The organism is Actinoplanes sp. G11-F43 (assembly GCF_050589265.1).
GTDB lineage: Bacteria > Actinomycetota > Actinomycetes > Mycobacteriales > Micromonosporaceae > Actinoplanes.
The window spans coordinates 119120-138214 of the sequence record NZ_JBNZCE010000004.1 but is presented as its reverse complement, the minus strand read 5'-3'; the positions used below and the strand labels follow the sequence as shown (position 1 = coordinate 138214).

Annotated in this window: 17 protein-coding genes and 1 tRNA gene; all 18 read right to left on the bottom strand. The window is 67.4% G+C overall.

The genetic code is table 11. The features are described from left to right. Nucleotides 1-3 precede the first annotated feature (3 nt). Nucleotides 4-2100: an elongation factor G gene (fusA, locus tag ACQ0O7_RS04405; protein ID WP_430780444.1), complete on the bottom strand. Its 2097-nt coding sequence runs from the start codon at nucleotides 2098-2100 to the stop codon at nucleotides 4-6. A gap of 85 nt (nucleotides 2101-2185) precedes the next feature. Next, on the bottom strand, nucleotides 2186-2656 hold the full coding sequence (gene rpsG, locus ACQ0O7_RS04400) for a 30S ribosomal protein S7 (protein ID WP_043531103.1): 471 nt from the start codon (nucleotides 2654-2656) through the stop codon (nucleotides 2186-2188). 1 nt (nucleotide 2657) lies between these two features. Further along, nucleotides 2658-3032: a 30S ribosomal protein S12 gene (rpsL, locus tag ACQ0O7_RS04395; RefSeq protein ID WP_014440718.1), complete on the bottom strand. Its 375-nt coding sequence runs from the start codon at nucleotides 3030-3032 to the stop codon at nucleotides 2658-2660. A 432-nt stretch (nucleotides 3033-3464) separates the two neighbouring features. Beyond that, the gene (locus ACQ0O7_RS04390) at nucleotides 3465-3998 is read right to left on the bottom strand and encodes a hypothetical protein (protein WP_430780443.1); all 534 of its coding nucleotides are present in this window, start codon (nucleotides 3996-3998) and stop codon (nucleotides 3465-3467) included. Nucleotides 3999-4125: 127 nt separating this feature from the next. Next, nucleotides 4126-4443: a hypothetical protein gene (locus ACQ0O7_RS04385; protein WP_430780560.1), complete on the bottom strand. Its 318-nt coding sequence runs from the start codon at nucleotides 4441-4443 to the stop codon at nucleotides 4126-4128. A 98-nt stretch (nucleotides 4444-4541) separates the two neighbouring features. Next, entirely contained in the window at nucleotides 4542-8432 is a 3891-nt protein-coding gene (locus tag ACQ0O7_RS04380) for a DNA-directed RNA polymerase subunit beta' (protein ID WP_430780442.1), read from the bottom strand. Nucleotides 8433-8526: 94 nt separating this feature from the next. Then, entirely contained in the window at nucleotides 8527-11967 is a 3441-nt protein-coding gene (locus ACQ0O7_RS04375) for a DNA-directed RNA polymerase subunit beta (RefSeq protein WP_430780441.1), read from the bottom strand. A 594-nt stretch (nucleotides 11968-12561) separates the two neighbouring features. Further along, nucleotides 12562-12945, bottom strand: a complete 384-nt coding sequence (gene rplL, locus ACQ0O7_RS04370; protein WP_430780440.1) for a 50S ribosomal protein L7/L12 — start codon at nucleotides 12943-12945, stop codon at nucleotides 12562-12564. 54 nt (nucleotides 12946-12999) lie between these two features. Then, on the bottom strand, nucleotides 13000-13545 hold the full coding sequence (rplJ, locus tag ACQ0O7_RS04365) for a 50S ribosomal protein L10 (protein WP_430780439.1): 546 nt from the start codon (nucleotides 13543-13545) through the stop codon (nucleotides 13000-13002). A 270-nt stretch (nucleotides 13546-13815) separates the two neighbouring features. Then, the gene (locus ACQ0O7_RS04360; protein WP_430780438.1) at nucleotides 13816-14514 is read right to left on the bottom strand and encodes a hypothetical protein; all 699 of its coding nucleotides are present in this window, start codon (nucleotides 14512-14514) and stop codon (nucleotides 13816-13818) included. After that, a complete protein-coding gene (locus ACQ0O7_RS04355; RefSeq protein ID WP_430780437.1) occupies nucleotides 14511-15695 on the bottom strand; it encodes an ATP-binding cassette domain-containing protein in 1185 nt (394 codons plus the stop codon). Before ACQ0O7_RS04355 ends, ACQ0O7_RS04360 begins: the two co-directional genes overlap by 4 nt. 78 nt (nucleotides 15696-15773) lie before the next feature. Then, nucleotides 15774-16490, bottom strand: coding sequence for a 50S ribosomal protein L1 (gene rplA / locus ACQ0O7_RS04350; protein WP_430780436.1), 717 nt, complete (start codon nucleotides 16488-16490; stop codon nucleotides 15774-15776). A 76-nt stretch (nucleotides 16491-16566) separates the two neighbouring features. Continuing rightward, nucleotides 16567-17274 carry a transcription termination/antitermination protein NusG gene (gene nusG, locus ACQ0O7_RS04345; protein ID WP_430780435.1) on the bottom strand — a complete coding sequence of 236 codons (708 nt, stop codon included), beginning with the start codon at nucleotides 17272-17274 and terminating at the stop codon, nucleotides 16567-16569. A 46-nt stretch (nucleotides 17275-17320) separates the two neighbouring features. Continuing rightward, entirely contained in the window at nucleotides 17321-17689 is a 369-nt protein-coding gene (secE, locus tag ACQ0O7_RS04340) for a preprotein translocase subunit SecE (protein WP_430780434.1), read from the bottom strand. Between the two features lie 106 nt (nucleotides 17690-17795). Further along, nucleotides 17796-17868, bottom strand: a tRNA-Trp gene (locus ACQ0O7_RS04335). Nucleotides 17869-17949: 81 nt separating this feature from the next. Next, nucleotides 17950-18345: a MaoC family dehydratase gene (locus tag ACQ0O7_RS04330; RefSeq protein ID WP_430780433.1), complete on the bottom strand. Its 396-nt coding sequence runs from the start codon at nucleotides 18343-18345 to the stop codon at nucleotides 17950-17952. After that, nucleotides 18345-18791, bottom strand: a complete 447-nt coding sequence (locus ACQ0O7_RS04325; RefSeq protein WP_430780432.1) for an FAS1-like dehydratase domain-containing protein — start codon at nucleotides 18789-18791, stop codon at nucleotides 18345-18347. The genes ACQ0O7_RS04330 and ACQ0O7_RS04325 overlap by 1 nt, the downstream gene beginning before the upstream one ends. A 109-nt stretch (nucleotides 18792-18900) precedes the next feature. Further along, complete coding sequence (rpmG, locus tag ACQ0O7_RS04320) at nucleotides 18901-19068, bottom strand: 50S ribosomal protein L33 (protein ID WP_014687739.1); 168 nt, start codon at nucleotides 19066-19068, stop codon at nucleotides 18901-18903. Nucleotides 19069-19095: the final 27 nt, after the last annotated feature.

The following is a 19095-nucleotide window of genomic DNA, read 5'->3' as shown; positions in this document are numbered from 1 at the left end:
GCATCAGGCGCCGGTGGCCTTCGCGATGATCTCCTTCGCCACGTTCTGAGGAACCTCGGCGTAGGAGTCGAACAGCATGCTGTAGCTAGCCCGGCCGGCAGTCTTCGACCGCAGGTCGCCGACGTAGCCGAACATCTCCGAGAGGGGCACCAGAGCCTTGACGACGCGGGCGCCGTGGCGCTCCTCCATCGACTGGATCATGCCACGCCGGGAGTTGAGGTCGCCGATGACGTCACCCATGTTGTCCTCGGGGGTGGTGACCTCAACGGCCATCATCGGCTCGAGCAGCGCGGGGTCGGCCTTGCGGGCCGCTTCCTTCATCGCCATCGAGCCGGCGATCTTGAACGCCATCTCGGACGAGTCGACCTCGTGGTACTGACCGTCGAGCAGCGTGAACTTCACACCGACCAGCGGGTAGCCGGCGAGAACGCCGTACTGCAGGGAGTCCTGCGCGCCGTGGTCCACCGAGGGGATGAACTCCTTGGGGATACGGCCACCGGTGACGGCGTTGACGAACTCGTAGGTCGGGCCGTCAGCCTCGAGGCCCAGGGGCTCGACCTTGACGATGACCTTCGCGTACTGGCCCGAACCACCGGTCTGCTTCTTGTGCACGTAGTCGAGCTTCTCGACCGTGCCGCGAATGGTCTCGCGGTACGCCACCTGCGGCTTACCGATGTTCGCCTCGACGTTGAACTCGCGGCGCATCCGGTCGACGAGGATGTCGAGGTGCAGCTCACCCATGCCGGCGATGATGGTCTGACCGGTCTCCTCGCTGGTGGAGACCCGGAAGGTCGGGTCCTCCTCGGCGAGGCGCTGGATCGCGGTGCCCAGCTTCTCCTGGTCGGACTTCGTCTTCGGCTCGATGGCCACCTCGATGACCGGCTCCGGGAACGTCATCGACTCGAGGACGACCGGCTTGTTCGGGTCACAGAGGGTGTCACCGGTGGTGGTCTGCTTCAGACCCTGGACGGCGATGATGTCGCCGGCCTGCGCGGTCGAGCGCTCCTCGCGCTTGTTCGCGTGCATCTGGTAGATCTTGCCGATGCGCTCCTTGCGGTCCTTGGTGGAGTTCGCCACCTGAGTACCGGTCTCGAGCGTGCCGGAGTAGACCCGGACGTACGTGAGCTTGCCGAGGTGCTTGTCGGTCTGGATCTTGAAGGCCAGCGCCGAGAAGGGCTCGTCGTTCGACGGCTTCCGCAGCATCGGCGTCTCGCCGTCGGTCGCGGTGCCCTCGATGGCCGGAACGTCCAGCGGCGACGGCAGGAACTCGACAACGGCGTCCAGCATCGGCTGCACACCCTTGTTCTTGAACGCCGAGCCACACAGAACCGGGTTGGCCTTGCTGGCGATCGTGGCGCGCCGGATGGCGGCCCGGATCTCGTCGACCGAGACCTCTTCGCCCTCGAGGTACTTCTCCATCACGGCGTCGTCGACGTCCGCGAGGGTCTCGATGAGCTTCTCGCGCCACTCGGCGGCCTGGTCGGCGAGGTCGGCCGGGATCTCCTCGATCGCGTAGTCCTCACCCTTCTGGGTCTCCCCACGCCAGGTGAGCGCGCGCATCTCGATCAGGTCGACGACACCGATGTGGTCACCCTCGAGCCCGATCGGGATCTGCAGGACCAGCGGGGTGGCGTTGAGCCGGTCGATCATCATCTGCACGCAGCGGAAGAAGTCGGCACCGGTCCGGTCGAGCTTGTTGACGAAGCACATCCGGGGGACGTCGTACTTGTCCGCCTGGCGCCAGACGTTCTCGGTCTGGGGCTCCACGCCGGCCACACCGTCGTACACCGCGACCGCACCATCGAGCACACGCAGCGACCGCTCGACCTCGACCGTGAAGTCGACGTGGCCAGGCGTGTCGATGATCTGGATCGTGTGACCCTTCCACTCGCACTTGGTGGCGGCGGAAGTGATGGTGATACCGCGCTCCTGCTCCTGCTCCATCCAGTCCATGACGGCGCCGCCGTCGTGCACTTCACCGATCTTGTACGTGATACCGGTGTAGAACAGGATTCGCTCGGTCGTCGTGGTCTTACCAGCGTCGATGTGCGCCATGATGCCGATGTTGCGTACCTTGGCGAGCGCGTCTGCGGCGGCCACTTCCATCCCTACTTTTCTTCGTCGTCGTCTCGTGGACCGGTACGAATGCCGTGGCCCGGCGGATTGCCGGGCCCGCAGCAGGGTCTTACCAGCGGTAGTGCGCGAAGGCCTTGTTGGACTCCGCCATCTTGTGAGTGTCCTCGCGGCGCTTGACCGCGGCACCGAGGCCGTTGCTGGCGTCGAGCAGCTCGTTCTGCAGGCGCTCGATCATGGTCTTCTCGCGGCGGGCCTTGGAGTACTGGACCAGCCAGCGCAGACCGAGGGTGGTCTGGCGCGGGGTACGGACCTCGACCGGAACCTGGTAGGTCGCGCCACCGACACGGCGGCTGCGGACCTCGAGGGTCGGCTTGACGTTGTCCATGGCGCGCTTGAGGATCACCACGGGGTCGGTGCCGCTCTTCTCGCGGGCGCCTTCCAGGGCTCCGTACACGATGCGCTCGGCGAGCTGACGCTTGCCGCCGATCAGGATCTTGTTGACCAGCTGAGTTACCAGCGGGGAGTTGTACACCGGGTCAGCGACCACCGGGTGGCGCGGAGCGGGTCCCTTACGCGGCATGTCAGCTCTTCTCCTTCTTCGCGCCGTAGCGGCTGCGAGCCTGCTTGCGGTTGCGGACACCCTGGGTGTCCAGCGAACCACGAACGATCTTGTAGCGGACGCCCGGGAGGTCCTTCACACGACCGCCACGCACGAGCACGATGGAGTGCTCCTGCAGGTTGTGGCCGACGCCCGGGATGTACGCCGTCACCTCGATCTGGCTGCTGAGCTTCACACGAGCGACCTTGCGCAGCGCAGAGTTCGGCTTCTTGGGGGTGGTGGTGTACACGCGCGTGCACACGCCGCGCCGCTGAGGACTTCCCTTCAGCGCCGGCGTCTTCGTCTTGCTCGTCTTCGCCTGGCGGCCCTTGCGGACCAGCTGCTGGATCGTGGGCACCGGGTTTCTCCGCTCCCTTCGGCCGCTTCCTGTTCACGGCCGCACCGAGTATTTCTGCCTCTGTGTGCGAGCCGCTCCCCGAGGGAAGCCTCCCGCACCCGCGGTCGGGCGTGTCGTCCGGCTCACGGTCCCTTCACGCGCGAAGGTTCGCGCGTTCCGGATGTTTGTCTGTGTGAACAGGGCCCTTCACTGAGCCCTGCCCGTCGTGGTGCTCTAACCCGTCGCACGTTCCGAAACGGGTGCACGCACGAGTTGCCCGGGCGAGCCCGGGCACGAGGGGAAAGACTACCCACCCTGCGCACCCAGGTCAAAATGAACCCAGGCTCCCACGATGGACATCTCCGTATACCAGTGTACCGGGTGGCCCGGCGTGCCATCGTCGCGGTGCCGGATCCCGGCCACCGGCCGCCCTCGCGCGGTCCGAACCGGACTTCACAACTGCACCAACAACCCCACCGAGAGTGCCACCACCGACAGAGCGGCGCCGGTGATCCCGCACACCAGGCCACCGACGGTGAGACCCCGCCCGGTGAACCGTACTCTCCCCGGCTCCGCGGGGCGGGCGATCTGCCGCCGCGCGATCAGGCCGGCCACCACGGCGCCGGCGCCGGCCAGCAGGCTGAGCAGGGTGAACGCTCCAGCGACCCAGCCGCCCCAGCCCTCCTGGGCTCCACTGAGGCCGAAGCAGAAGACAGCGAACGAGACGACGATCGCGGCGATGCCGGCCACCAGCGAACCGACGGCCGGCCCGGAGGTGATCGGTGCCACCTGGAGGTGGACCAGGCCGAATCCGGTCCCGGTCACCTGATCCACCCGCTCCGGCTGCCAGCCCGCGGTCACCGGTGGTGGCGGAGGAACTGGTGGGTACGGCGGGGGCGCGCCGTACGGAGCCGGGGACTGGCCGTACGGCGCGTGGTACGGCGGGCCCGGCTGCGGCGGCGGAACGGCGCCCGGGAGTTGCGTCATATCCGAAGCATGTCACTCATCCGAGCGTGGCCGCAGCCCGCCCGGCCTCGGCGGGCCGGACGCCGGCCGGCACCCGGCCTCGACGCACCCGGACCTCGGTCGGTGCCGGCCTCCGCGGGCCCGGGCCTCAGTCGGTGCCCGGCGAGAAGTCCTGGGCGCCGCCCGGCGCGGCGGCCAGATGCAGCAGCCCGGCGATCGCCAGCACCACCAGCGCGGTCACCGTCAGCACGATGCCCACCCAGGCCAGCTGGGTGCCCCGGCGGATCCACACCGAACCGGTCAGGAACCCGCCCGCGGCATAGACCTCACGCCCGGTCTGCCGGGCCAGCACGAGCGCCAGCGTGGCGGGTATCACCCCACCCACCAGCGGGCCGGTGAGCAGCCCCACCAGGCCGAGCGCGAACACCGCCCGGGCCTTCGTCGACGGCACGGGCTCCGGGTCCATCGGGTGGCGTGCGGGCACAGCGGGAAGCGTCACTCAACCATCCTAGAAAGCACACGGGGCGGCCGCGCAACGCGCGACCGCCCCGTGTGGAGAAACCCTTAGCGGTACGACCCGAAGTCGAAGTCGTCCAGCGGCACTGCCTGCCCGCTGGCCGGCCCGAAGCCGTAGTCGGTCTCCGGGTACCCGGTCATCGAGTACACCTTGGCCTTGGCCTCCTCGGTCGGCTCCACCCGGATGTTGCGGTACTTGGAGATACCGGTACCGGCCGGGATGAGCTTACCGATGATGACGTTCTCCTTGAGGCCCACCAGCGAGTCGCTGCGCGAGTTGATCGCAGCGTCGGTGAGCACCCGGGTGGTCTCCTGGAAGGAGGCCGCCGAGAGCCAGGAGTCGGTCGCCAGCGAGGCCTTGGTGATACCCATCAGCACCGGACGGCCGGCGGCGGGCTCGCCACCCTCGCCCACGAGCCGGCGGTTCTCCGACTCGAAGAGCGCCCGGTCGACCAGCACACCCGGCAGGAACTCGGTCGCGCCGGAGTCGATGACCGTCACCCGCTTGAGCATCTGGCGGATGATGATCTCGATGTGCTTGTCGTGGATGAGCACACCCTGCGAGCGGTAGACCTCCTGGACCTCACTGGTCAGGTGGACCTGGACCGCGCGCGGGCCCATGATGCGCAGCAGCTCGTGCGGGTCGATGGTGCCCTCGGTGAGCTTCTCGCCGACCGCGATGTGGTCGCCGTCGTGGGCCCGGAGCTTGACGCGCTTCGAGATCTTGTCGTAGACGATCTCTTCGCTGCCGTCGTCCGGCACCACGATGATCTTCCGGGAGCGCTCGCCGTCCTCGATGCGGACGCGGCCGGGGGTGTCGGCGATCGGCGCCTTGCCCTTCGGCACACGTGCCTCGAAGATCTCCTGCACACGCGGCAGACCCTGGGTGATGTCCTCACCCGCGACACCACCGGTGTGGAAGGTACGCATCGTCAGCTGCGTACCGGGCTCACCGATGGACTGGGCGGCGATGATGCCGACCGCCTCGCCGATGTCGACCGACTTGCCGGTCGGCAGCGAACGGCCGTAGCAGGCCGCGCACACACCGAGCTTCGACTCACAGGTCAGGACGCTGCGGACCCGGACGTTCTCGACGCCGGCGGCGACGAGCTTGTCGACCAGGATCGAGTTGAGGTCGTCACCGCGCGAGACGACGCGGTTGCCGTTCTCGTCGTCGATGTTGTCGGCCAGCGTACGGGCGTGCACACCGGTCTCGGCGTGCACGTGGACGACCAGGGTGCCGTCCGCCTCGCGCTCGCCCACCTGCATCGGGATCGCGCGGTCGGTGCCGCAGTCCTCCTCGCGGATGATGACGTCCTGCGAGACGTCCACCAGACGACGGGTCAGGTAACCCGAGTCGGCGGTACGCAGCGCGGTGTCGGCCAGACCCTTACGGGCACCGTGCGTGGAGATGAAGTACTCCAGAACGGTCAGACCCTCGCGGTACGACGACGTGATCGGGCGCGGGATGATCTCGCCCTTGGGGTTGGCCACCAGACCACGGATCGCGGCGATCTGCCGGAGCTGGAGGAGGTTACCGCGAGCGCCGGAGTTGATCATCACCCAGAGCGGGTTCTCCTGCGGCAGCGCGGTCTCCATCTCCTTGGAGATCTCGTTGGTCGCCTTGGTCCAGATCTCGATGAGCTCGCCGCGGCGCTCCTCACCGGTCATCAGACCACGCTGGTACTGCTTGTCGATGCGGTCGGCCTCGACCTGGTAGCGGGCCAGGATCTCCGGCTTGCGCGGAGGACCGATGACGTCGCCCATGCCGATCGTCACACCGGACCAGGTGGCCCAGTGGAAACCGGCCTCCTTGAGCGCGTCCAGGGTCGCGGCCAGGGCGACCTTGGGGAAGCGCTCGGCGAGGTCGTTGACGATCGCCGACAGCTGACCCTTGCGGATCTCGTAGTTCACGTACCGGTAGCCCGGGGGCAGGGTCTCGTTGAAGATGACCCGGCCCAGCGTGGTCTCCACCAGCACCGGGTCGCCCTCGACCCACTCCTCCGGAGCGGTCCAGGTCGCACCCTTGGCGCCGTTGTCGACCCCGATGACCTCCCGCAGCCGGATCTTCACCGGAGCCTGCAGGTGCAGCTCACCGTTGTCGTACGCCATCCGCGCCTCGGCGTCCGAGCTGAACACCCGGCCCTCGCCCTTGGCACCGGGCGTGAGGTGGGTCAGGTGGTACAGACCGATGACCATGTCCTGGGTGGGCATGGTGACCGGCTTGCCGTCGGCCGGCTTGAGGATGTTGTTCGACGACAGCATCAGGATCCGGGCCTCGGCCTGCGCCTCGGCCGACAGCGGCACGTGGACCGCCATCTGGTCACCGTCGAAGTCGGCGTTGAACGCCGTACACACGAGCGGGTGGATCTGGATGGCCTTGCCCTCGACCAGCTGGGGCTCGAAGGCCTGGATGCCGAGACGGTGCAGGGTCGGCGCGCGGTTCAGCAGAACCGGGTGCTCGGAGATGACCTCTTCGAGGACGTCCCACACGACCGGGCGCTGACGCTCGACCATCCGCTTGGCCGACTTGATGTTCTGCGCGTGGTTGAGATCCACCAGGCGCTTCATCACGAACGGCTTGAACAGCTCCAGCGCCATCTGCTTCGGCAGGCCGCACTGGTGCAGCTTGAGCCGCGGGCCGACGACGATGACGGAACGGCCGGAGTAGTCGACGCGCTTGCCGAGCAGGTTCTGACGGAACCGGCCCTGCTTACCCTTGAGCATGTCGGACAGCGACTTGAGCGGGCGGTTACCCGGACCCGTCACCGGCCGGCCACGACGGCCGTTGTCGAACAGAGCGTCGACGGCCTCCTGGAGCATCCGCTTCTCGTTGTTCACGATGATCTCGGGGGCACCGAGGTCGATCAGACGCTTGAGGCGGTTGTTCCGGTTGATCACCCGGCGGTACAGGTCGTTCAGGTCGGAGGTCGCGAACCGGCCACCGTCGAGCTGCACCATCGGGCGCAGGTCCGGCGGGATGACCGGGACGCAGTCCAGGACCATGCCGAGCGGCGAGTTGCGGGTGTTCAGGAACGCCGCGACGACCTTCAGCCGCTTGAGCGCCCGGATCTTCCGCTGGCCCTTGCCGCTGCGGATGATCTCCCGAAGGTTCTCCGCCTCGGCGTCCAGGTCCATGTTCTGCAGCAGGGCCTTGATGGCCTCGGCGCCCATGCCACCGGTGAAGTACTCACCGAAGCGGTCGCGCAGCTCGCGGTAGAGCAGCTCGTCGGTGACCAGCTGCTTCGAGTCGAGCTTGCGGAAGGTGTCGAGCACCTCGTCCAGGCGGTCGATCTCGCGCTGCGCCTTGTCACGGATCTGGCGCATCTCGCGCTCGCCGGCTTCCTTCACCTTGCGGCGAACGTCGGCCTTGGCACCCTCGGCCTCGAGCTCGGCGAGATCCTGCTCCAGCTTCGCGGCGCGCTTCTCGATCTCCGAGTCACGACCGTTCTCGGACTGGCGCTTCTCGGCGAAGATCTCGTTCTCGATGGTGGACATGTCACGGTGACGCGACTCGGCGTCCACGCTGGTGACCACGTACGAGGCGAAGTAAATGATCTTCTCGAGGTCCTTGGGGGCCAGGTCGAGCAGATAGCCCAGACGGCTCGGGACGCCCTTGAAGTACCAGATGTGGGTCACCGACGCGGCCAGCTCGATGTGACCCATGCGCTCACGGCGGACCTTGGACCGGGTCACCTCGACGCCACAGCGCTCACAGATGATGCCCTTGAACCGGACCCGCTTGTACTTACCGCAGTAGCACTCCCAGTCCCGCTGCGGACCGAAGATCTTCTCGCAGAAGAGTCCGTCCTTCTCGGGCTTGAGGGTGCGGTAGTTGATCGTCTCGGGCTTCTTGACCTCGCCGTGCGACCACTGCCGGATGTCGTCAGCGGTAGCAAGGCCGATGCGCAACTCGTCGAAGAAGTTGACGTCGAGCACTTGGACTATCCCTCGTGTTTCGTTGCTCGGGTGAATTCAAGGCCGGCGGGGGCGGCTCCGGCTCCCCGGGTGGGGGAACCGGAGCCGCTCTCCGTCAGATCTCCTCGACGCTGCTGACGCCCTCGTTCGGGCGCCGGGACAGGTCGATGCCGAGTTCCTCCGCGGCCCGGAAGACCTCGTCGTCGGTCTCGCGCATCTCCAGGGCAACGCCGTCGCTGGAGAGCACCTCAACGTTCAGGCACAGCGACTGGAGCTCCTTGAGAAGCACCTTGAACGACTCCGGGATTCCCGGCTCCGGGATGTTCTCGCCCTTGACGATGGCCTCGTAGACCTTCACTCGGCCGAGGACGTCGTCGGACTTGATGGTGAGCAGTTCCTGCAGCGCGTAAGCGGCGCCGTAGGCCTGCATGGCCCAGCACTCCATCTCACCGAAACGCTGACCACCGAACTGCGCCTTACCACCCAGCGGCTGCTGCGTGATCATCGAGTACGGGCCGGTCGAGCGAGCGTGGATCTTGTCGTCGACCAGGTGGTTCAGCTTCAGGATGTAGACGTAGCCGACCGAGATCGGGTCCGGCAGCGGCTCGCCCGAGCGACCGTCGAACAGGTGCGCCTTGCCGTCGCCGTTGACCAGCCGCTTACCGTCGCGGTTGACCAGCGTCGACTCGAGGAGACCCTTGATCTCCTCCTCCTGGGCACCGTCGAAGACCGGGGTCGCGACGTTGCTGTCGGCCACCGACTCGTGCGCCTCGATCGAGCGGAGCTGACGCTTCCACTCCTCGTCGTCGCCCTCCACCGACCAGCCGGTCTTGGCGATCCACCCGAGGTGGGTCTCCAGAACCTGGCCGATGTTCATACGCGACGGAACACCGAGCGGGTTGAGCACGATGTCGACCGGGGTCCCGTCCTCGAGGAACGGCATGTCCTCGACCGGCAGGATCTTGGAGATGACGCCCTTGTTGCCGTGCCGGCCCGCGAGCTTGTCACCGTCCTGGATCTTGCGCTTCTGGGCGACGTAGACCCGGACCAGCTCGTTGACACCCGGGGGCAGCTCGTCGCCGTCCTCGCGGGAGAACGTCCGGACACCGATGACGGTGCCGGTCTCGCCGTGCGGAACCTTCAGCGAGGTGTCCCGGACCTCCCGGGCCTTCTCACCGAAGATCGCGCGGAGCAGACGCTCCTCCGGGGTCAGCTCGGTCTCACCCTTGGGCGTGACCTTGCCGACCAGGATGTCACCGGGGACGACCTCGGCGCCGATCCGGATGATGCCACGCTCGTCCAGGTCCGCCAGCATCTCTTCGCTGACGTTCGGGATGTCGCGGGTGATCTCTTCCGGGCCGAGCTTGGTGTCCCGGGCGTCGACCTCGTGCTCCTCGATGTGGATCGAGGTGAGGACGTCCTGCTGCACGAGGCGCTGCGACAGGATGATCGCGTCCTCGTAGTTGTGACCCTCCCAGCACATGAACGCGACCAGGAGGTTGCGGCCCAGGGCCATCTCCCCCTCGTCGGTGCACGGGCCGTCGGCGATGACCTGGCCGGCCTCGACCCGGTCACCCTCGAAGACGACCGGCTTCTGGTTGACGCAGGAGCCGGCGTTCGAGCGGCGGAACTTGTGCAGCAGGTAGGTCCGGCGGTGGCCGTCGTCCTGGTGCACCGTCACGTAGTCGGCGCACAGGTCCTCGACCACACCGGCGACCTCGGCGACGACCACGTCACCGGCGTCGACCGCGGCGCGGTACTCCATGCCCGTACCGACGAGCGGGGCCTCGGCCTTGACCAGCGGCACCGCCTGGCGCTGCATGTTCGCGCCCATGAGTGCGCGGTTGGCGTCGTCGTGCTCGAGGAAGGGGATCATCGCGGTCGCGACCGAGGTCATCTGCCGCGGCGACACGTCCATGTAGTCGACCTCGGTGCCGGGCACGTAGTCGACCTCACCGCCCTTACGGCGGACCAGGACGCGGTCCTCGGCGAAGGTGCCGTCGCTGGACAGCACCGCGTTCGCCTGGGCCTTGATGAACCGGTCTTCCTCGTCGGCGGTGAGGTAGTGCACCTCGTCCGTGACGATGCCGTTCTCGACCTTGCGGTACGGCGTCTCGATGAAGCCGAACGGGTTGACCCGCGCGAACGTCGAGAGCGCGCCGATCAGGCCGATGTTCGGGCCTTCCGGGGTCTCGATCGGGCACATCCGGCCGTAGTGGGACGGGTGCACGTCGCGGACCTCGAAGCCGGCCCGCTCACGGCTCAGACCACCCGGGCCGAGCGCCGACAGACGGCGACGGTGGGTCAGACCCGCGAGGGGGTTGGTCTGGTCCATGAACTGCGACAGCTGCGAGGTGCCGAAGAACTCCTTGATCGCAGCCACCACGGGGCGGATGTTGATCAGGGTCTGCGGCGTGATCGCCTCGACGTCCTGGGTCGTCATCCGCTCGCGGACGACGCGCTCCATCCGGGACAGGCCGACGCGGACCTGGTTCTGGATGAGCTCGCCGACGGTGCGCAGACGGCGGTTGCCGAAGTGGTCGATGTCGTCGGCCTCGTAGCCGTCCTCACCGGCGTGCAGCCGGCAGAGGTAGTCCACGGTCTTGACGATGTCTTCCTCGGAGAGCGTGCCCCGGACGATCGGGACGTCGATCTCGAGCTTCTTGTTGAACTTGTAACGGCCGACCTTGGCGACGTCATACCGCTTCGGGTTGAAGAAGAGGTTGTCGAGCAGGGTCTGGGCGTTCTCGCGCGTCGGCGGCTCGCCGGGACGCAGCTTGCGGTAGATGTCGAGCAGGGCTTCGTCCTGCCCGCCGATGTGGTCCTTCTCCAGGGTCGTCATGAGCAGTTCGGACCAGCCGAAACGCTCACGGATCTGGTCGGCGGACCAGCCGATCGCCTTGAGCAGGACGGTGACGGCCTGCCGGCGCTTGCGGTCGATGCGGACACCGACGGTGTCGCGCTTGTCGATGTCGAACTCCAGCCAGGCACCCCGGCTCGGGATGACCTTGACGCTGGTGAGGTCGCGGTCGGAGGTCTTGTCCGGCTCCTTGGTGAAGTACACGCCCGGCGAACGGACGAGCTGGCTCACCACGACCCGCTCGGTGCCGTTGATGACGAACGTCCCCTTGGGGGTCATCATCGGGAAGTCACCCATGAACACGGTCTGGCTCTTGATCTCGCCAGTGGTGTTGTTGGTGAACTCCGCGGTCACGAACAGCGGGGCACAGTAGGTCAGGTCCTTCTCCTTGCACTCCTCGATCGAGGCCTTGACCTCGTCGAAGCGCGGAGCTGAGAAGGACAGCGACATGGTGCCGGAGAAGTCCTCAATGGGACTGATCTCTTCGAGGATCTCTGCGAGGCCCGAGTGGGCGTGCGGGTCGTCCGTCGTCCGGGCCTGCCAAGCCTCGTTGCCGACCAGCCAGTCGAAGGAGTCCGTCTGGAGGGCGAGGAGGTTGGGGACCTCTAGCTGCTCGGTGATCCGGCCGAAAGAGACCCGGCGGGGTGCGTAAGCGCTCGACGTACGGCTGGTCTTCGCAGGGCGGGAAGCTGCCAAGATGCGTCCTTCCGAGGACCGGTGCTGCTATGCGGCTGAGTTGCTGGTGCAACTGGTCTGCGTGCACTCCAATGAGCCCCCAAGAGAGTTATCCACATGGATATCTCAGTCGAAGGCAAGGCAGAAGGCAGCGCAAACTAGCAGTGTAGCCGCTCGGCTAACCGCTGTCCAGCCCCACACCCGAGGTGCTCTGCGGAACAAGTCCCCATCGTCGCTGACCTGCGCAACAGGCGGTCAGGAACGGTGACGGGAACCGCTCGGAAACGCAGTAACTGTCCTCCGGTGCCGGTCCGGTGAGTGGCGGGCGCAAAGCCTCGTTACCCACAGGGCGGCTGTCGCAAGCGCGGAAACTTGCTGCTGTCAGCGTGCCTGTCCGCCGACACACAGTCAAGGGCTGTGCCGCGGGTCGGACAGCCGCGGTCGTCCGCTCAGCGCTTTATTTCACGAAAAGTGAACTTTACAAGCTTTTGCCGCCTGTGTCGCCGGCGGCCCGACCGCACCCCGCTGACCAGCGGGGACGACGGGTGATACGGCGATGGCGAGGATCCGCGAACGAATCCCCGCCATCGACGGATAACACTGTGGAGCGTTAGATCACTTGAGGGTGACCTTCGCGCCCTCACCCTCGAGCTTGGCCTTGGCGGCCTCGGCCTTCTCCTTGTTGACACCCTCGAGGATCGCCTTGGGGGCGGACTCGACGGCGTCCTTGGCCTCCTTGAGGCCCAGGCCGGTCAGCTCACGCACGACCTTGATGACCTGGATCTTCTTGCCACCGTCACCCTCGAGGACGACGTCGAACGAGTCCTTCTCCTCCGGGGCGTCGGCAGCGGCGCCGGGGCCGGCCGGGCCCGCGACGGCGACCGGAGCGGCAGCCTTGACGTCGAAGACGTCCTCGAACTGCTTCACGAACTCGGAGAGCTCGATCAGGGTCATCTCCTTGAAGGCCTCGAGCAGGTCTTCGGTGCTGATCTTCGCCATGTGAGGCAACCTTTCCTAAGTACTTTTGACGTTTAAACGGTTCACACGGTGGCCTCAGGCCTCCGCGGAACCGGCCTTCTCGCGCTCAGCCCGCAGCGCCTCGACCGTGCGCACCGTCTTGGTGAGGGGCGCCTGGAACGTGGCAGCGGCCTTGCTGAGGTTCGCCTTCATGGCGCCGGCCAGCTTGGCCAGCAGCACCTCACGGGACTCGAGGTCAGCAAGCTTGTTGACCTCGTCCGCCGTGATGGCCTTGCCCTCGAAGACACCGCCCTTGATGACGAGAACGGGGTGGGCCTTGGCGAAGGCACGGATGCCCTTGGCCGCCTCGACCACATCGCCGTTCACGAAGGCGAGCGCGGTAGGACCGGTGAACAGCGCGTCGAGACCCTCGATACCAGCGTCGCTCGCGGCACGCTTAGCCAGCGTGTTCTTCGCGACGGTGTACTTGTTCTCGCCGCCCAGCGACCGCCGGAGCTCGGTGAGCTCCTTCACGGTGAGGCCGCGGTATTCGGTCAACACGGTGGCCGCCGAAGCACGGAAGTGGTCCGTGAGTTCGGCAACGGCCGAAGCCTTGTCGGCCCGGACCGGCTTGTCCGCCATGTCCCTCCTCTCTCAGTGCTTCAGCCACTGGTCGAGAGGGTCCGAACAAAACAAAACGCCCCGGGCGCAGAGGCACGGGGCGAACTCGAACACACGCAAAGGCGCGGTCGGCGATCACGAACCGTTCTCCCCTGCACGGGTCGCCCGCCTGTTGCGGGACCTTCGGCCGCGACATCCGCCTCACGACGGTTGTTGCGGCGACCAGCGGTCTATGGGTGGAACTTCGAGATGCAACAGTACGCGGGACCGTCACCGAACGCCAAATCGGGGTCAGGAACGAGCCTTGCGCAAACGTGCGTAGAGCCCCAGAGCAGCCGTACACCACAGCAGCGCCCAGCCGGCCAGCAGCGTCATCGTGCCCGGGTCCGGCAGCCGGTCGGTGCCCAGCTCGCGTGCCGTCGCCAGCACCGGCGGCACCAGCCACGGCGCGATCGAGTCACGCAAGCCCAGCACGATCACCAGGATCGAACCGGTCACCAGCACCGCCACCCCGGGCAGCACCCGCCTGGTCACGGCCCGGCCGGCCAGCGCGCCCAGCGCCACCGCGGCCGGCGCCACCAGCAGATGCGCCGACAGGCCGAGCAGGATCCCGGCCGGGAGTGAGGGTTCCGCAGAACCCGGTGCGGGTGGGCGGATGCCACCGAACGGCAGCGGGGCCACCATCGCGAACAGACACACCACGCCGGCCAGAACCAGCGCCGCCAGCAGGCCGGCGGCGGCTTCCCGGGCCGGGCCGACGGCCAGCCGGGCCAGACGGCGCTGGGCGTCCGGTTCGGTGTCCAGCAGCAGCTTGGTGAGCCAGGCCAGGATCGGGAAGAGGCAGACGGCGGAATACCCGTAGGCGGAGGCGGCCGGGGCGGCGCCACCGCCGTACAGGACCGAGAGGACGGCCAGCACGGTGATCAGCGGGGCCAGGGCACGGCCGCCCCGCAGGAAGCCGGACAGGCGCATCCGTACGAGCGCGGTCATCGGCTCGGCTCCTCGGCCGCGTGCTCGCACGGGTGCTCGGCCGCGTGGTCGCCTGGGTGCTCGCCCGGGTGCTCGGCCGCGTGCTCGCCCGGCTGCTCGGCCGCGTGGTCGCCCGACTCGTCGGACTCGTGGTCGCTTGTCGTGGACAGAACGTTCGTTCTGCCTGGGGTGGGGGTGGTCTTCTTCGTGGGCTCCGGACCGCCTTCACGCGACAGAACGTTCGTTTCACCTGAGGTGGGCGCAGACTCCCCCACGAACCCCGGACCGCCTTCACGCGACAGAACGTTCGTTCCGCCTGAGGTCGGCGCAGACTCCCCCACGAACCCCGGACCACCCTCCCGCGATAGAACGTTCGTTCCGCCTAGGGTGGGCGCGGTTTTTCGCACGAGCGCCGGGGCGACTTCGCGGGACAGAACGTTCGTTCTGCGTACCGCAAGCTGGGAATTTGATCGGACGCCCAGGACTCGGTGGCCGGCGGCGGTCAGACTGGTCACCGCGTCGGCTGCCTTGTCCTTGTGGACCGCCACCTCCACCACCACCTCGTCGGGTGCCGGGCCGGTGGGGTTCTCGGTTGGCTCCGCGCCGGAGACTGTCACTCGCTGGCCGGTCACGGTCCAGTGGATCGCGTTCGGGAGGGTGGCGATCTCGCCTCGGTGGTCGCTGACCAGCACCGCTCCGCCCTCCTCGGTCACCTCGGACACCAACTGTGGGACCAGCTCGCGGGACTGGGCGTCCAAGCCCTCCCACGGCTCGTCGAGAATCAGCAGGCCGGGCGGAGTCAGCAGGGCCTGGGCCAGGCCCACCTTCTGGGCGGTGCCCTTGGACAGGTCGGACAGTGGGGTGTCGACGTGGGCGGCCAGGTACAGCCGGTCTATCCACTCGTCGGCGGCGCGCGCCGGCAGACCGCGGACCTCGGCCATCGCCCGCAGATAGCCCAGCGTGCTGAACGGCTGGGCGGCCGGGAAACGTTCCGGGACCCAGCCGACCACCCGGGGGCGGTCGTGGATCGCGCCGCGTGACGGCTGGAGGACCCCGGCGGCCAGCTGGAGCAGGGTGGACTTGCCGGCACCGTTGGGGCCCAGGACCACCGTCGCCCGGCCCGGCAGAACTGTCGCGTCGATGTCGTGCAGGGTCCATGGGGCTCTACGGGCGTACCGGAACCAGACCTTGTCGAAACGCACGGGCCGAAGCATTCCACGCTCGGTGGGAAAGCCGAAACCCCCGGGAGTGGCTCCCGGGGGTTTCGGTGATGCTGTGGATCAGGCGTTCGCGTCGCCGCGCAGGTTCTTCACGACGTTCGGGTCGATCTGGACGCCGGGGCCCATCGTGGTGGCGACGGTGACCTTCTTCAGGTACTTGCCCTTGGCGGCGGACGGCTTGGCCCGGAGGACCTCGTCGAGCACCGCGGCGTAGTTGTCGATCAGCTGCTCCGGCGCGAAGGACGCCTTGCCGATGATCAGGTGCAGGTTCGAGTGCTTGTCCACCCGGAAGGTGATCTTGCCGCCCTTGATCTCGTTGACGGCCTTGGTCACGTCGACGGTGACGGTGCCGGTCTTCGGGTTCGGCATCAGGCCACGCGGGCCGAGGATCCGGGCGATCCGGCCGATCTTGGCCATCTGGTCCGGCGTCGCGATCGCGGCGTCGAAGTCCAGCCAGCCACCCTGGATCCGGGCGACGAGCTCGTCGGTGCCGACCTCGTCGGCGCCGGCCGCGACGGCCTCCTCGGCCTTCGCGCCCTGGGCGAACACGATGACGCGGGCGGTCTTACCGGTGCCGTGCGGCAGGTTGACGGTGCCGCGGACCATCTGGTCGGCCTTACGCGGGTCGACACCGAGGCGCATCGCGACCTCGACGGTGGCGTCGAACTTGACCGGGCTGCTCTCCTTGGCCAGGGCGATCGCGTCCTTGGGCTCGTAGAGCTTGTTGGCGTCGATCTTCTCCGCGGCGGAGCGGTACGCCTTGCTGCGCTGTGCCATTGCTACTTACTCCTGTGGTAGATGGCGGGGCCTTCGGAAAGACCCCTCCCACTGATTACCGCCGGGGATCCGGCGATCAGATCTTGGTGACCTGGTTGAAGTTCAGCTCGACCGGGGTCTCGCGACCGAAGATCGACACCAGGACCTTGAGCTTCTGCTGGTCGGCGTTGATCTCGCTGATCGAGGCCGGCAGCGACGCGAACGCACCGTCGGTGACGGTGACCGAGTCGCCCACCTCGAAGTCGAGCACCTTGACCTCGGGCTTCGCCTTCTTCTCCTCGGCCTGCACGGCCGGGGCCAGCCACTTCAGCACCTCGTCGAGGGAGAGCGGGGCCGGCCGGTCGACCCGGTCGGTGGCGCCGACGAAGCCGGTCACACCGGGGGTGTTGCGCACACAGGAGTAGGACTCCGGGGTCAGATCCATCCGGACCAGGATGTAACCCGGGAAGACCTTGGCCTGCACCTGGTTGCGCTTGCCGTTCTTGACCTCGACCTCTTCACGGGTCGGCACCTCGACCTGGAAGATGAACTCCTCCATGTCGAGGCTGGTGATCCGGGTCTCGAGGTTGGTCTTGACCTTGTTCTCGTAACCCGCGTAGGAGTGCACCACGTACCAGTCGCCGGGCGCGTACCGCAGCTTCTGCCGCAGCTCCTTGACGGGGTCGTAGTCCTCGTCAGCCTCGGGCGCCTGGGCCACGGCCGACTCGTCGTCGGCCGCCTCCACCGACTCGTCGATCGCCAGCGACGACTGCTCGTCGACTGTCTCGTCGTCGTACTCAGGCACGCTCGCTCACTTCCAGAAATGTAACGTCGGTCGGACTCGCGGGGGTCTAGCCCAGCGCCGCGAGGATCGCCTTACCGAAGCCGTAGTCCAGGCCGGCCACCAGAGCCGTCATGATGACCACGAAGACGATGACCACACCGGTGTAGGTCAGCAGCTCCTTGCGGGTCGGCCAGATGACCTTACGGAGTTCGCCGGTGACCTCGCGGAAGAAACCGCCCACCCGGCCGATCGGACCCTTGCCCCGAGCCCTCTTCTTCGAGGGCTCCTCCGCCGACCGCTCGGCGACCGCGGTGCCACCGTCACGAGTGCGTGACTCGTCGGCGTCGTCGTCCGGAACCCCACCGCCGGCGGCGGCGTCGGCGAGAACCTCGTCGTCACCCGGGACGTCGTCACCGGGCCGGTCCTTCTCGGCCACTTCGTCCTACCTCCGTCGTCGGTGGGCTTGAGTTCCTGTCAGCGCTCGACCGGACGCGGAGTTTGTGCGAACCGCGCACCGGGCGGGCACGTCTAGGAGAAATGCGCAGGGGTGACAGGACTTGAACCTGCAGCCTGCGGTTTTGGAGACCGCTGCTCTGCCAATTGAGCTACACCCCTTTGCGGGACCTGTCGCCTTGCGACTTCAGAGCCCCACGGCGCACCAGTGTACGGGTACGCCCGGCCTTATCCCAACCCGGGCTACCGCTTCCTGATGAGCGCCTGTGACATGGACAGTACCTTGTCCCCGCCGCATGTGGCAGTCAGGCTCAGCCGAGTGTGTCCCTCATCGGTGACACCCTTGATCGTGGCGGACACCACGACCTCGGTCCCCTCGTCCGTGTCGGGCACCGGAACCGGCTTGCTGAACCGCACGCTGAGCTCGACGACCGCGTCCGGGGCGCCGGCCCAGTGAGTCACCGCGCGGCCCACCAGAGCCATCGTGAACATGCCGTGCGCGATGACGCCGGGCAGACCCACCGAGGTCGCGGTCCGCTCACTCCAGTGGATCGGGTTGAAGTCGCCCGAGGCGCCCGCGTAGCGCACCAGATCGGCCCGGGTGACCCGGAAGGTCTGCGGTTCCAGGATGTCGCTCATCAGGCCTCTCCTCGCACCACGAGCTTCTGCCAGACGGACACCACCGGCTCGCCGGCCTCGGTGGTCACGTCGGTGCGGGTGGTCAGGAAATCGTGGCCACCCCGGCTCAGGATCTCCTCCACCGTGTTCACACAGACCAGGGCGTCACCGGCGACGACCGGGCGGGTGTACGCGAAACGCTGGTCGCCGTGAACCACCCGGCTGTAGTCGACTCCGAGGGCCGGGTCGGCGACGACCTGACGGGTGGCCGGCATCGTGATCGCGACCGGGAAGGTGGGCGGGGCCACCACGTCGGGGTAGCCGAGAGCACGAGCCGCCTCGGGGTCGTGGTACTCCGCGTCGGTGGCGCCGATCGCCCGGGCGAACTCCCGGATCTTCTCCCGGCCGACCAGGTAGGGCTCGGTGGGCGGGTACGTGCGGCCCACGAAGGATTGGTCCAGTGGCATGCCGACAACCTACCGGCCGGCGGCATTCGCCGTGGAGACAGCACTACGCCGCCCGGACGAATCCGGACGGCGTAGTGAAAAGCTTCAGGCGCTGCTTGTGTACGGGCGATCAGCGCGTCTCGCGGTGCAGGGTGTGCTTGCCGTCGCGCGGGCAGAACTTCTTCAGCTCGACGCGGTCGGGGTCGTTACGCCGGTTCTTCTTGGTGATGTAGTTCCGGTCCTTGCACTCCGTGCACGCCAGGGTGATCTTCGGACGGACGTCGGTCGCCTTGGCCACGGCGGGGTGCCTTCCTGCTAACGAATT